At 67.7% G+C, this 14222-nt stretch carries 13 protein-coding genes; 11 read left to right on the top strand and 2 right to left on the bottom strand.

From position 1 onward, the window contains the following. The 9 genes from nth to P7D22_RS11900 form a co-directional block, all read left to right on the top strand. A partial coding sequence (gene nth, locus P7D22_RS11860; protein ID WP_319934447.1) for an endonuclease III occupies positions 1–669 on the top strand: 669 nt, incomplete at its 5' end. After that, positions 666–1178 (top strand): YaiI/YqxD family protein, encoded by a 513-nt coding sequence (locus tag P7D22_RS11865; RefSeq protein WP_319934448.1) that lies wholly within the window; start codon positions 666–668, stop codon positions 1176–1178. The genes nth and P7D22_RS11865, both read left to right, overlap by 4 nt. 219 nt (positions 1179–1397) lie before the next feature. Beyond that, positions 1398–2090, top strand: coding sequence for a glutathione S-transferase family protein (locus P7D22_RS11870; RefSeq protein ID WP_319934449.1), 693 nt, complete (start codon positions 1398–1400; stop codon positions 2088–2090). A 43-nt stretch (positions 2091–2133) separates the two neighbouring features. Further along, on the top strand, positions 2134–3300 hold the full coding sequence (queG, locus tag P7D22_RS11875) for a tRNA epoxyqueuosine(34) reductase QueG (RefSeq protein WP_442916076.1): 1167 nt from the start codon (positions 2134–2136) through the stop codon (positions 3298–3300). Next, positions 3297–4175, top strand: coding sequence for an NAD-dependent epimerase/dehydratase family protein (locus P7D22_RS11880; RefSeq protein WP_319934451.1), 879 nt, complete (start codon positions 3297–3299; stop codon positions 4173–4175). Before queG ends, P7D22_RS11880 begins: the two co-directional genes overlap by 4 nt. Positions 4176–4431: 256 nt before the next feature. Then, entirely contained in the window at positions 4432–6930 is a 2499-nt protein-coding gene (locus P7D22_RS11885; protein ID WP_319934452.1) for a glycogen/starch/alpha-glucan phosphorylase, read from the top strand. A 268-nt stretch (positions 6931–7198) separates the two neighbouring features. Then, a complete protein-coding gene (glgC, locus tag P7D22_RS11890; RefSeq protein ID WP_319934453.1) occupies positions 7199–8467 on the top strand; it encodes a glucose-1-phosphate adenylyltransferase in 1269 nt (422 codons plus the stop codon). Positions 8468–8615: 148 nt separating this feature from the next. Further along, entirely contained in the window at positions 8616–10244 is a 1629-nt protein-coding gene (locus tag P7D22_RS11895) for an alpha-D-glucose phosphate-specific phosphoglucomutase (protein WP_319934454.1), read from the top strand. Positions 10245–10386: 142 nt separating this feature from the next. Next, positions 10387–10632, top strand: coding sequence for a hypothetical protein (locus tag P7D22_RS11900; protein ID WP_319934455.1), 246 nt, complete (start codon positions 10387–10389; stop codon positions 10630–10632). Positions 10633–10736: 104 nt separating this feature from the next. Here P7D22_RS11900 and P7D22_RS11905 read toward each other — a convergent pair whose 3' ends face one another. Continuing rightward, positions 10737–11756 (bottom strand): zinc-dependent alcohol dehydrogenase family protein, encoded by a 1020-nt coding sequence (locus P7D22_RS11905; RefSeq protein WP_319934456.1) that lies wholly within the window; start codon positions 11754–11756, stop codon positions 10737–10739. A gap of 125 nt (positions 11757–11881) precedes the next feature. Here P7D22_RS11905 and P7D22_RS11910 point away from each other — a divergent pair, with 125 nt between their 5' ends. Continuing rightward, positions 11882–12274, top strand: coding sequence for a hypothetical protein (locus tag P7D22_RS11910; RefSeq protein WP_319934457.1), 393 nt, complete (start codon positions 11882–11884; stop codon positions 12272–12274). 98 nt (positions 12275–12372) lie between these two features. Beyond that, positions 12373–13551 (top strand): NADH:flavin oxidoreductase/NADH oxidase, encoded by a 1179-nt coding sequence (locus P7D22_RS11915; protein ID WP_319934458.1) that lies wholly within the window; start codon positions 12373–12375, stop codon positions 13549–13551. Positions 13552–13610: 59 nt separating this feature from the next. Here the strand turns inward: P7D22_RS11915 and P7D22_RS11920 are convergent, their stop codons facing one another. Beyond that, positions 13611–14132 carry a DUF2937 family protein gene (locus P7D22_RS11920; RefSeq protein ID WP_319934459.1) on the bottom strand — a complete coding sequence of 174 codons (522 nt, stop codon included), beginning with the start codon at positions 14130–14132 and terminating at the stop codon, positions 13611–13613. Between the last annotated feature and the right edge of the window lie 90 nt (positions 14133–14222).

The following is a 14222-nucleotide window of genomic DNA, read 5'->3' on the forward strand; positions in this document are numbered from 1 at the left end:
CGCCGCACCCGCCCGGCCCCCGCGCGGCCCGACCCGGCCGACCTCGGGCGCATCGCGGAAATCTTCCGGCGCTTCCAGGTTCGCGAACCCGAGCCGATGACGGAGTTGTTCTACGGCACGCCCTATACGCTGCTGGTCGCGGTCGCCTTGTCGGCCCAGGCGACCGACGTCAGCGTCAACAAGGCGACCGGACCGCTCTTTGCGGTCGCCGATACTCCGCAGGCGATGCTCGACCTCGGCGAAGAACGGCTGAAGGGCTACATCAAGACGATCGGCCTCTACAACGCCAAGGCCCGGAACGTCATGGCCTTGAGCGAGCGGCTGGTGCGCGAGTTCGGCGGCACGGTGCCGCGTGACCGGGCCGTGCTCGAAACCTTGCCGGGCGTCGGCAAGAAGACGGCCGCCGTGGTGGTCAACACCCTGCATGGCGAGCACGCCATCGCGGTCGATACGCATGTGTTCCGCGTGTCGAACCGGATGCCGATCGCGGTCGGGGCGACGCCCGATCAGGTCGAGGCGGGGCTGCTGGCCGTCGTGCCGACCGACTATGTCCGTCATGCCCACCATTGGCTGATCCTGCACGGGCGCTACACCTGCGTGGCCCGCAAGCCGCTCTGCGCCACCTGCTTGGTGGCGGACCTGTGCGGCTGGCCCGACAAGACCGCATGAGCGACGATGCTCCGCCCGGGGCCGTCCCCGAATCTCAGCCGATCGTCATCCTGGTCGACGCCGATGCCTGTCCGGTGAAGGATGAAGTGTACCGCGTCGCGGCCCGCTACGGCCTGAAGACCTTTGTGGTGGCCAACCAGCCGATCCTGGTGCCGCGTGATCCGGCGATAGAGCGCGTGCTGGTGTCGGCGGGCCTCGACGTCGCGGACGATTGGATCGCCGAGCGGGCCCGGCGGGGCGCGATCGTGGTGACGACCGACGTGCCGCTGGCCGACCGCTGCGTCAAGGCGGGCGCCGACGTGATCGCGCCGAACGGCCGTCGCTTCACGGCAGCCTCGATCGGTGCCGATCTCGCCATGCGGAACCTGTTGAGCGACCTTCGGGCCGCCGGGGAAAACACGCGTGGCCCAAAACCCTTCGACCGCCGGCAGCGCTCCGAATTCCTGCAGGGGCTCGACCGCATCGTGGTGGCGCTGCGGCGGGCGGGGGTCGGCTCCGCCCCGGGCTGAGGCACGCCTGCCGCAGCGTCACGAAAGCGACATGCGGTCGCGGAAACCGATTGTTCAGCCCCGATGCGCATCCTATAGCAGGCGGCGCACCGGCTCCGTCCCTTCGACCGAAGCACCTCCGCTCCATGCCTCCAAGTTTCCCAGACGTTTCGGCTCGGTTCGACGACCTGGGTTCCAAGGAGGCCGCCTCGAGGCACGGGTCCGCCACGTGCGCGTCCGATGCCTGACCTTTACCACCACCCCCTCGACCCGCAGTCGCGTTTCATCCGCCTGGTGCTGGGCGAATACGGGATCGAGCCGAACCTCATCGAGGAGCGGGTGCACGAGCGGCGTCACGATTTCCTCCTGATGAACCCGGCCGGCACCACGCCGGTGATGCTCGACGAGCATGGGCCGCCGGTGCCGGGCGCCGGCATCATCGCGGAATATCTCGATGAAACGCGCGGCCTCGGCATGGCGGACCGGCGCCTGCTGCCCGACCACCCGCTGGTGCGCCTTGAGGTGCGCCGCCTGCTCGACTGGTTCAACGCCAAGTTCTTCGCCGAGGTGTCGGAACCGCTGGTGCGCGAAAAAGTGTACCGGCGCTACATGAAGGGCGAGCAGGGCGGTGGCGCGCCCGACATGGATGCCGTGCGCTCGGCGCGCTCGAACGTGCGTTATCATCTGCGCTATATCGGCTATCTGATCCGGGCACGGCGCTGGCTCGGCGGCGACACGCTGAGCTATGCGGACCTCGCCGCGGCCGCGCATTTGTCCTGCGTGGATTTCTTGGGCGACGTGCCATGGGCGGAGGACGAGGGAGCGAAGCACTGGTACGCCAGGATCAAGTCGCGCCCGTCGTTCCGGCCGCTGCTGGCCGATCGCATGCCGGGCATGATGCCGAGCGCCACCTACGCCGACCTCGACTTCTAGACCACGATGCGATTGGGTCGGGGCCGTGCCGCAGCCCGACCCCATGACCGCCTTTGCCGAAGCTCCTCGAGGCGGGGCAGCGGCACCCCGGCCCGCCCTGGTGGACCGCCTCCGGGTGCGGGCGGCCGAACTCGGCTTCGAGGCCTGCCGGATCGTTTCGCCCGATGCCATCCCGGACGCGCGATCCCGGCTCGATGCCTGGCTGGCGGCGGGCCGGCACGGCGCCATGGGTTGGATGGCCGATACGGTCGAGCGACGCGGCAGCCCGAAGGCGCTTTGGCCGGAGGTCCGCAGCGTCGTCATGCTGGGCATGAACTACGGCCCCGAGGGCGATCCGCTGCAGAGCCTGGCGCGACGGGACCGCGGTACCGTTTCGGTTTATGCGCGCCACCGCGACTACCACGATGTCGTCAAAGGCCGGCTGAAGACGCTGGCCGGGTGGCTCGCGGCGGCGGCGCGGCCGGGGGAGGCCGAGGTGAAGGTGTTCGTCGACACCGCACCCGTGATGGAGAAGCCGCTCGCCGCCGCGAGCGGGCTCGGCTGGCAGGGCAAGCACACCAACCTCGTGTCGCGCGACTTCGGCTCCTGGCTGTTCCTCGGTTCGATCTTCACCACCCTGGCGTTGCAGCCCGACGACGCGGACCGCGACCGCTGCGGCTCCTGCCGGGCCTGCCAGGACGCCTGCCCGACGGCGGCCTTCCCGGCGCCCTACCGGCTCGATGCGCGGCGCTGCATCTCGTATCTCACGATCGAGCACGCCGGGCCGATCGACCGGGCGCTCCGTCCCTTGATGGGCAACCGCATCTATGGCTGCGACGACTGCCTCGCGGCCTGCCCGTGGAACAAGTTCGCGGCCGTCGCGGCCGAACAAAAGCTGCAGGCGCGCGCCGACCTCGCGGCGCCACGCCTCGGCGATCTCGCGGCATTCGACGATGCCGGTTTCCGGGCGTTCTTCGCCGGCGGTCCGATCAAGCGGATCGGGCTGGCGCGCTTCCTGCGCAACGTGCTGATCGCGATCGGCAATTCCGGCGACGCTGAGCTCGCCGAGGCGGCGCGGCGGCACCTCGTCCATCCCGACCCGGCTGTGCGCGGCGCAGCCGTCTGGGCGCTGCACCGGCTGCTCGGGCCGATCGAGGCGCGGCAACTCGGCGACGCGGCGCGGCGTTTGGAAACCGATCCGGACGTGCAACGGGAATGGGAGCTCGCGTGAAGCTGTTCGTCTTCGGCCTGGGCTACAGCGCCAGCCAGGTGGTGCGCCAGCATGGCGCTGCCTTCACGCATCTGTGGGGGACCGTGCGGGCTCCGGCCAAGCCCGAGCAGGACGGCGCGACGCTGCTGCGCTTCGATGGCAGCGCGGTGGGTGCAGCGGTCGATCCGCGTCTGCCGGCGGCGCTGGCTGACGCCGACGCGCTGCTGGTCAGCGTGCAGCCGGGTCTCGAAGCCGACCCGGTGCTGGCCCACTTCGCTTCGGCGATCGCGGCCGCGCCCAATCTCAGGCGCATCGTTTATCTGTCGACCATCGGTGTCTACGGCGGCCATGGCGGCGCCTGGATCGACGAAGAAGCCGCCACGATGGCTGGCAACCCCCGACAGGCGGCGCGCATCCGGGTCGAGGCCGAATGGCTGGCGCTCGGCGCGCGCGCCGGGGTGCCGGTGTCGGTGCTGCGGCTGGCCGGCATCTATGGCCCCGGCCGCAACGCGCTCGACGACCTCCGGGCCGGCGAAGCGCGGCGCATCGACAAGCCCGGTCAGGTGTTCAACCGCATCCACGTGACCGACATAGGCCATGCCGTCATGGCCGCCCTGGCGCATCCGGCACCGCCCCGGCTCGTCAATGTCACCGACGACGAGCCGGCACCCGCGCCCGACGTGGTGGCCTATGCGGCGAGCCTGATGGGCATCGCGCCGCCCGGGCTGATCCCCTTCGCGACAGCCGAGCTGTCCCCCATGGCGCGCAGCTTTTATGGCGCCAACCGCCGCGTCCGCAACGCCGTGCTGCGGCGGGATCTCGGCGTCGATCTCGCCTTTCCGACCTATCGGGCCGGGCTCGATGCGCTATGGGCTTCGGGCGAAGGCCGGTCCTGAGGGCAAAGCCTCCAGGACGCGGTCAGGCGCAGCGACCCGGGTTGACGGCGCAGGCCATCTCGGATCTCGTTGCCGCACGAGGCACCCGGCGCTTCGGGGCGGCGATCGCGAGGATCGCGGCGCACGGACGCGCATCCGGTGACGCATGGCGATCACGGGGCCGTGAACCTGCTAGGGTTTTGTAACACAGGGCGGCTAAGGTCCGGGTCAGCGCGGGCTTTGCCGTATTCCTTCCGCCGAACCGGAGGCCATGACCATGGACATCGACAGCAACACGACCGCGCCGACCCATGCGGCGGCGTCGGTCGCGGACGGCCTTGTGGCGCCCGAGGGCGTGGGCGCCGACCGGCTTCGCGACGCCGTGATGGCGAAACTGACCTATGCGGTCGCCAAGAACGCCAGCACGGCGTCCGATCGCGACTGGTACATGGCGGTGGCCTTGGCGGTGCGCGACCAGGTCGTGGATGGCTGGGCCGAGTCCTACAAGCGCACCAACGACACGCGCAACAAGCGCGTCTACTACATGTCGCTCGAGTTCCTCATCGGTCGGCTGTTGTTCGATTCGCTGACCAATCTCGGGCTCGTCGAGCCCATGCGGGAGGCCTTGGCGGGGCTCGGCGTCGACCTCGACCGGCTGCGGCAGGTGGAGCCCGATGCGGCGCTCGGCAACGGGGGCCTCGGCCGCCTAGCGGCTTGTTTCATGGAAAGCATGGCGACCCTCGCGGTGCCGGCCTACGGCTATGGCATCCGCTACGAGAACGGGCTGTTCCGCCAGGGCATCAAGGATGGCTGGCAGCAGGAATATCCCGAAAACTGGCTCGTCAACGGCAACCCGTGGGAGTTCGAACGCCCCGAGATCGCCTATGACATCGGCTTCGGCGGCAGCGTCGAAACCAGTCACGACCCCGACGGCGCGGCGCGCTACACGTGGCACCCGGCCGAAACCGTGTCGGCGGTCGCCTATGACACGCCGGTGGTCGGCTGGCGCGGCAAGCACGTCAACACGCTGCGCCTGTGGCAGGCCCGCGCGGTCGACCCGCTGCGGCTCGACGCCTTCAACGCCGGCGATTACGTCGGCGCCCTGGCGGACCGGGTGCGGGCTGAATCGATCTCCAAGGTGCTCTACCCGAGCGATGCCACGCCGGCCGGTCAGGAACTGCGCCTCCGGCAGGAGTTCTTCTTCGCTTCGGCGTCGCTGCAGGACCTCGTGCGGCGGCACGTGAAGCAATACGGTCCGATCGAGGGCCTCGCCGAGAAGGCCGCCATCCAGCTGAACGACACCCACCCGGCCATCGGTGTGGTGGAACTGATGCGCATCCTGGTCGACCTCGAGAACCTGCCTTGGGACAAGGCCTGGACCATCACCCAGGCGACCTTCGGCTACACCAACCACACGCTGCTGCCCGAAGCGCTCGAGACCTGGCCGGTGCACCTGATGGAGCGGCTGCTGCCGCGCCACATGCAGATCATCTACCTCATCAACGCCATTCACCTCGACGGGCTCCGGGCCAAGGGCCAGCAGGACCCCGAGGTTCTGTCCAGCGTGTCGCTGATCGAGGAAAGCTGGGGCCGCCAGCGCGTCCGCATGGGCACGCTCGCCTTCGTGGCGGCCCACAAGGTCAACGGCGTCTCGGCCCTGCATTCCGAGCTGATGAAGGAAACGGTGTTCCGCAACCTGCACCAGCTGTTTCCGGACAAGATCAACAACAAGACCAACGGCATCACGTTCCGGCGCTGGCTGTTCGAGGCCAACCCGGCCTTGACGCAGGCGCTGGTGGACGTGTGCGGCCCCGCCGTGCTCGATGATCCTTCGGCGTTGCTGAAGCTCGAGCCGCATGCCGGCGACCCGGACCTGCAGGCGCGCCTGCGCGCCATCCGCCGCACCAACAAGGAGGGGCTCGGCTCCATCATCCAGCAGCGCCTCGGCTTCTCGGTCGACCCGGACGCGCTGTTCGACGTGCAGATCAAGCGCATCCACGAATACAAGCGCCAGCACCTCAACCTGCTGGAAACGGTGGCGCTTTATAACGCCATCCGGGCCGATCCCGGCCGCAACTGGACGCCGCGGGTGAAGATCTTCGCCGGCAAGGCGGCCGCGAGCTACCATACGGCCAAGCTGATCATCAAGCTGGCCAACGACATCGCCCGGGTGGTGAATTCCGATCCGACCGTGCGGGGCCTGCTGAAGGTCGCGTTCCTGCCGAACTACAACGTGAGCCTGGCCGAATCCATCATTCCGGCCGCCGACCTGTCGGAACAGATCTCGACCGCGGGCCTCGAGGCGTCGGGCACCGGCAACATGAAGCTGGCGCTCAACGGTGCGCTGACGATCGGCACGCTCGACGGCGCCAACGTCGAGATCAACGAGCGTGTCGGCCGCGACAACATCTTCATCTTCGGCCTGACGGCGGCCGAGGTCGAATCCCGCAAGCGCGACGGCTACGACGCCCGCTCGATCATCGCCAACTCGCCCAAGTTGTCGGAGGTCTTCGCCTCGATCGAGTCGGGCGTGTTCTCCCCCGACGACACCGGCCGTTATCGCGGCCTCATCGAGATGCTGTCCACCAACGACAACTTCCTGGTGACGGCCGATTTCGACGCTTATTACGCGGCGCAGCGCGAGGTGGATGCCCGCTGGCAGGACACGGCCGGCTGGTGGAAGAGCTCGATCCTCAACACCGCTCGCGTGGGCTGGTTCTCGTCCGACCGCACCATCGGCGAATATGCGCGCGAGATCTGGAACGTGCCCGTCTGAGGTTCGCGCCTTCGGCGGCCTGGGGCACGCCGCCCGTGAGCGCTTCGGCGTTCACGGGGGTCGGTGCGACGATCTTTCGGAGCCCGGCGTGGTGCTGCTTTGGGTCATCCGGCGGCAGGCTCCACACCTTCCTGTCCGCGCTTCCAAGTTTTCTTCGGCGCACCCTCCGCCTGCACTTTGAATCCGTCGCCGCCTGACACACAATGAGTCGAGGGTGGGGCGTCTTTTAAAAAAAAGCCTCGCACTGCGTTGGTGGGAGGAAACAACAATGAACGCCAAGCCGTACAACAACGCACCGATCAGCCGTCATGCGATGGCCTACGTGCTGGCGGGAGGCCGTGGCAGCCGGCTGATGGAACTGACCGACCGCCGCGCCAAGCCCGCCGTTTATTTCGGCGGCAAATCCCGCATCATCGATTTCGCCTTGTCGAACGCCCTGAACTCCGGCATCCGCCGCATGGCGGTGGCGACCCAGTACAAGGCCCACAGCCTCATCCGCCACCTGCAGGGCGGCTGGAACTTCTTCCGCCCCGAGCGCAACGAGAGCTTCGACATCCTGCCGGCGAGCCAGCGCGTGTCCGAGGACATGTGGTACCTCGGCACCGCCGATGCCGTGTACCAGAACATCGACATCATCGAAGGCTACGAGCCGAAGTACATGGTCATCCTGGCGGGCGATCACATCTACAAGATGGACTACGAGAAGATGTTGCAGCAGCACGTCGACGAGGGCGCCGACGTGACGGTCGGCTGCCTCGAGGTGCCGCGCATGGAGGCTGTTGGCTTCGGCGTCATGCATATCGACGAGAACGACCGCATCCACTCGTTTCTCGAGAAGCCGAGCGACCCGCCGTCCATGCCGGGCAAGCCCGACCGGGCGCTCGCCTCGATGGGCATCTATGTGTTTGACACCAAGTTCCTGTTCGAGGAACTGCGCCGTGACGCCGCCAACCCCAATTCGCAGCACGATTTCGGCAAGGACATCATCCCCCACATCGTCCAGCACGGGAAGGCGATCGCCCATCACTTCTCGGATTCCTGCGTGCGCTCGAATTTCGAGCAGCAGGCCTATTGGCGCGATGTCGGTACGGTCGACGCCTATTGGGAAGCCAACATCGACCTGACCGCCGTGGTGCCGGAACTCGACCTTTACGACCGCGACTGGCCGATCTGGACCAACAGCGAGATCACCCCGCCGGCCAAGTTCGTGCATGACGTCGATGGGCGCCGCGGCATGGCGATCACCTCCCTGGTGTCGGGCGGCTGCGTCGTGTCCGGCGCTTCGCTGCGATCGTCGCTGTTATTCACCGGGGTGCGGGTGAACTCCTGGGCCAAGGTCGAGAACGCCGTGGTGATGCCCTACGTGCATATCGGCCGCGGCGCCGAGGTTTATAATGCGGTGATCGACCGTGGCGTGCAGATCCCGGAAGGCATGGTGATCGGCCGTGATCCAGACCACGACGCCCATCGGTTCCGACGAACCGACAAGGGCATCGTGCTGGTCACCCAGAAGATGATCGACCGGATCGAGAGCTGAAACGCTCGAAAACCGTCTTAGCGGGCGAAGCGATCCAGCGGCCTGGCGCCGGGCTGGAACGCTGCGGCCGTGCCGCCTTGCATCGACGCTTTGCAGGCATCGACTCATAACATCCGGCCCGAACGGCCGGCGAGGAAGGGGACCTCCGATGATCAAGACCGTGGCGACGACGCCCTTTACCGACCAGAAGCCCGGCACGTCCGGGCTGCGCAAGAAGGTGCCGGTGTTTCAGCAGCCGCACTACGTCGCCAACTTCGTCCAGGCGATCTTCGACAGCCTGGAAGGGTTTGAGGGCCAGACGTTGGTGATCGGCGGCGATGGTCGCTACTTCAACCGCGAAGCGATCCAGATTGCCATCAAGGTCGCGGCCGGCGTCGGGTTCGGGCGGGTGCTGGTCGGGCAGGGCGGCATCCTGTCGACGCCCGCGGCCTCGAACCTGATCCGCAAACGCGGTGCCTTCGGCGGCATTATCCTGTCTGCCAGCCACAATCCCGGCGGCCCGGACGGCGACTTCGGCATCAAGTACAATGCGTCGAACGGTGGCCCGGCGCCCGAAAAGATCACCGACGCCATCTTCGCCCGCACCAAATCCATCGCCGCATACAAGATCAGCGACGCGGCCGACGTCAATCTCGACCACATCGGCACGACGGTGCTCGACGGCATGCAGGTCGAGGTCGTCGATCCTGTCGCCGATTACGCCGCCCTGATGCGCGAGCTGTTCGACTTCGGCGCCATGAAGGCCATGATCGCCGGCGGCTTCACCATGGTGTTCGATGCCATGTCGGCCGTCACCGGCCCCTACGCCAAGGCGATCCTCGAGGGCGAGCTCGGGCTCAAGCCCGGCAGCGTCATCAACGGCGACCCCAAGCCCGATTTCGGCGGCCATCACCCCGATCCGAACCTCGTCCATGCCAAGGTCATCTACGATCTCGCCATGGGGCCGGACGCGCCCGATCTCTGCGCCGCCTCGGACGGCGACGGCGACCGCAACCTCATCATCGGCCGCGGCATCTTCGTGACGCCCTCGGATTCGCTCGCGGCGCTCGCCGCCAACGCCCATCTGGCGCCCGGCTATGCCAAGGGGCTTGCCGGTATCGCCCGTTCGATGCCGACGAGCGCGGCTGCCGACCAGGTCGCCAAGGCCAAGGGGATCGCCATCTACGAAACCCCAACCGGCTGGAAGTTCTTCGGCAACCTGCTCGATGCCGGGCTCGCCACCATCTGCGGCGAGGAAAGCGCCGGCACCGGCTCGAACCACGTGCGCGAAAAGGACGGCCTTTGGGCGGTGCTGCTTTGGCTCAATATCCTGGCCGTGCGCCGCGAAAGCGTGAAGCACATCATGGAAGACCATTGGCGCACCTATGGTCGCAACTATTACGCCCGGCACGATTATGAAGAGGTCGCGTCAGACGGCGCCAACGCCTTGATGAAGGAGTTGCGCGACGGCCTCGGCTCGATGAAGGGCCAGAGCTTCGACGGGTTGACGGTCTCGGAGGCCGACGACTTCAGCTATCACGATCCGGTGGATGGCTCGGACTCGGCCAACCAGGGCATCCGCATCCTGTTCACGGACGGCGCCCGCATCGTCTACCGGCTGTCGGGCACCGGCACGGCCGGCGCGACCTTGCGGGTCTACATCGAGCGGGCCGAACCTGCCTCGGGCCGCCTCGATCTCGAGACCGGCAATGCCATCGCGGACCTGATCGCCCTGTCGCGCTCCATCCCGGGCATCGAGCGTCACACGGGTCGCAAGGAGCCCTCGGTCATCACCTGATCGGTCCTGCGGGCTGCTTCTCTGCGTCTCACCCTCGCGGGTGAGACGCTTAACATGCGTTAAGGCGCATCGGAGTCACAGGCGATACGGGGACTGGCCCGGATCGCCACGGCGGGGCGGCCCACGGACCCCGTATCGCTCCATGATGATCACCGGTCGCCAGATCCGCGAAGCGCGGCAGATGCTGGGTTGGAGTCTCGCCACGCTGGCGGCCCACGCCGAGATCCCCGAAGTCGCGATCGCGCGTGCCGAAGGTATCGACGACACGCCGGGCATCATGCTCGAACAAGGCCGACGGCTTCAAACCGTGTTCGAGCAAGCCGGGATAGGCTTGATCGAAGGTGCTGGTGTGATCAGGGTCGAGGCGATACCCCGGCCCGTTCCCTAGAATCTGTCTGGTTCTTTCCGAACCAGACAGCCTCTGAGCTCTCCTCGTGATCGGCTGTCTGATCGGGCCAAGTGGAGTCCACTTGGCCCTGACAGCCTCTAAGGTCAGGCGACCGCCATCGCCTTGACTTCACCCGGCTGGGCCGGCTGCCGGACCACATTCACCACCTCGTCGAGGCCCATGCGGCGCGTCACCAACGGGTCGAGCTGCAGCGTGCCCGCGGCAACGAGCTCGGCCGCGCGGCGATGGGTGAACGGGTTGATGAAGGAGCCGAGCACCCGCAGCTCCCGGAACAGCACGTCGAAGGGTTCCCACGCCACCGTCTCGCCCTTCGGCATGACGCCGAGCACCACCACGGTGCCGCCCGCCCTTGCCACATGGGTCATCTGCCGCATCGTGTCGGGCACGCCGGCGCATTCGATCACCACATCGGCACCGCCCGGCAGCACCCCGCCGGGCCCCGAGATGGCCGCCACCGGATCGCCGGCCGTCGGGTCGACCGTCGCGGTGGCGCCGAGGTCCTCGGCCAGGCGTCGGCGGCTGGCCTGCCGGGTCGAGAGAACCACCTGGCGCGCGCCCGCAAGCCGCGCCAGTTGAACCGTGAGGAGGCCGATGACGCCGCCGCCCAGCACCGCCACCGTGGCGCCCGCCTGGATCTGCGCCATGTCGATCCCGTGCAAACAGCAGGCGATGGGCTCGCAGAAGGCGCCATGCTCGGGCTTCACGCTCGCTGGCAAGCCATAGGCCTGGCTTTGCGGCACGATCGCATGGGTGGCGAAGCCGCCGTCGCGCTGGATGCCGAGCGCCCGCAAGTTGCGGCACAGGTTGATGCGGCCCTTCTGGCAGGGCTCGCAGCGGCCGCAGACGATGTTGGGGTCGGCCGTGATGCGGTCTCCGATCGCGAAGCCCGAGGCGCCCGGGCCGAGCGCCTCGACGATGCCGCAGAATTCATGCCCGATCGTCACCGGCGGCGTCGACGGGAAGGAACCGTGCAGCAGGTGCCGATCGGTGCCGCAAACCCCCGACGCTTCCACCCGGACCAGCAACTCACCCGGTCCTGGCTCCGGCGGCGCGACGTCACGCAGGAATAGCTGCTCCAAACCTTCCAGGCGAACGGCTTTCATGGTGGCTCCTCAGGGCTGGGAGGCGTAGCCTAAGACGTGTCGGAGCCAAGGGGAAATCCCCTCGCGCAATCGGGCGCTAGCCTGCGTCAGGCCGCCGTCGCGGGCCTGCGTGGAGGGGAAGAACCGTGCTGCATCGCCGTCGCCTCCTGGTTCGGTTCTGGCGGCTTCTGCCCCCGCGCAAGCCGCGGCGCATCGGGCGGGGCTTGCTGGTTCTTGCTGCCGCCGTCACCACCGCGGGACCAGCCTCTGCCGTGTCGAAGGGTGGTCCGGGATGGCATGACCGGAAATGCGACCTTTACCGGGCCGCGTGGACGCAGGCGATCGAGCGTCGCGGCAGTGCCGGCCTGAGTTCTGGCTTCTTGGCCGCCCATGCGGCGTTCCTGGCCTCCCGTTGCACCCGTCGGGCCGATGTGTGCGCGCGGTCGCCCGAAGAGCTCGACCTGGCCAATGCGATGGTGGTGCTGTCGATGAACTTCGGTGCGGCCAGCACCATGGCGCCCTTCTACTGCCGGCCCTGATCTCCAACTGGCATGGTAATTGCGGAAAGTCTCGAAGCGGCAGGGGACGTGGCGGGCGTCAGCCGGCGGCACCCCATGACATGGCGAGATCCTGAGCGATGCCTGACCTCTTCAGTCCCTTCACCCTCAAGGGCGTGACCCTGCGCAATCGCATCGTCATGTCGCCGATGACGATGTACAATTCCGTCGACGGCAAACTCGACGATTATCACGTCAGCTACCTCGGTGCCCGTGCGGCGGGCGGCTTCGGGCTGATCTTCGGCGAGCAGATGGCCATCACCTCCGATGGGCGCACCACCACCTCGTGCGCCGGCATCTGGGACGATGCCCAAATCGAGGGCCATGCCCGCGTTTGCAGCATCATCGAGCGCATGGGCGGCGTGCCGGCCATCCAGCTCGGCCACACCGGTCGCAAAGGCAGCGAGTTGCCGCCCCACAAGGGCGTCAACGAGCAGGGCACCTGGAAACAATTGCCGCCCGATCACGCCGATGGCTGGGAATGCGTCAGCCCCTCGGCCATTCCTTATGGCGGTGGTGGCCACATCTATCCCGTGCGTGAGCTGAGCGTCGACGACATCAAGGCGCTGCACCAATCCTATGCCGATGCGGCGCGCCGGGCCCTCGAGGCCGGCTATAAATGGCTGGAAATGCACTACGCGCACGGGTATCTCGGCGCGAGCTTCTTCTCGCCGCTGGCAAACCAGCGCAGCGACCAATATGGCGGCAGCGTCGAGAACCGCGCCCGTTTCCACCTCGAAGCGCTCGACGCCGTGCGGGCCGTGTGGCCCGAGGAATATCCGCTGACCATGCGGCTCGGCTCGGACGATCTGCACCCCGAAGGCGTGCAATTCGACGATGCCATCACGGCCATCCGGATGATGAAGGATCACGGGCTCGACCTTGCCGACCTGTCGCTCGGCTTCAACACCGACGAGATGACCGAGCCGCCGTTCGGCGAGGTGGGCTTCATGCTGAAGCGGGCCAACCGCGTGCGGGAAGAGGTCGGCATTCCGGTTGCCACCAGCTGGAACCTCGGCGTGCCGGCCAATGCCGACCGTGCCATCCGGGACGGCTTGATCGATCTCGTGTTCCTCGGTCGCCCGGCCTTGGCCAATCCGCATTGGCCCGTCTGGGCCGCCCGGGAATTGGCCCACAACGACCCGTTCCATCTTGTGCCAAACGACTGGGCCTGGTGGCTGCGCAACTTCCGCGGCCATGGGCCCAGCATCGGCCTGCCGCCCGCCTCGGCGTCGCGGGAAGGCTCGGAAGCCGCCTAGCCGCGCTTCCGCGTTCGCCGTCGTGACGACATGCGACGTTCGAAACGCATTGACACCGTTCAGCGCGCCCGCAGGTGGGCTGGATCGGTGAAGTCCGAGCGACGGCGATGCCGCATCGGCCAGGCCAGAAGGTGCATGCCGCCCCATCCGAGCAGGAACCCGACCGCGGCCGCTATGAGCCCACCGAGCGTCACCGGCACCGCCGGCGCAAAGGCCGCGTAGGTGCCGGCCGCCACCTGCCGGTCGAAATCCTCTGCGAAGACCGTGTAGCGCGACAACGGCCCTGCGACCGCAAAGGCCTCGCGCTGCCGTTGCAGCGACGCGAGGCGCGCCGCGGTGGCATCGAGGTCGCGCCCGCGCGCCTGGGCGAGCGGGTCGGCATTGTTTTCCAGCCGGGCGATCCCCTGCTGGCGCGACAAGGCCTGGTTCGAGGCTTCCTGATCGAACCGCGCCACGATGGCCTGCAACTCGTCGATCGCGCCCCCGAGCCGCTGGCCGTATTGCTGCACGAACTCGGGCGCCTGCGAGGCGAGCCCCGCGACCAGCAGCGCGATGGCGACGGCCATGCGGCGAAACAACATCGATGGTCTCCGCACCACAGGGGTGTTCTGTCGAACAGAAGCCGCCCGACGCCATTATGTTGCGCGAATGCGCGGTGCCGTCCAGGCAGG

This window comes from Lichenihabitans sp. Uapishka_5 (genome assembly GCF_033947565.1).
Lineage (GTDB): Bacteria > Pseudomonadota > Alphaproteobacteria > Rhizobiales > Beijerinckiaceae > Lichenihabitans.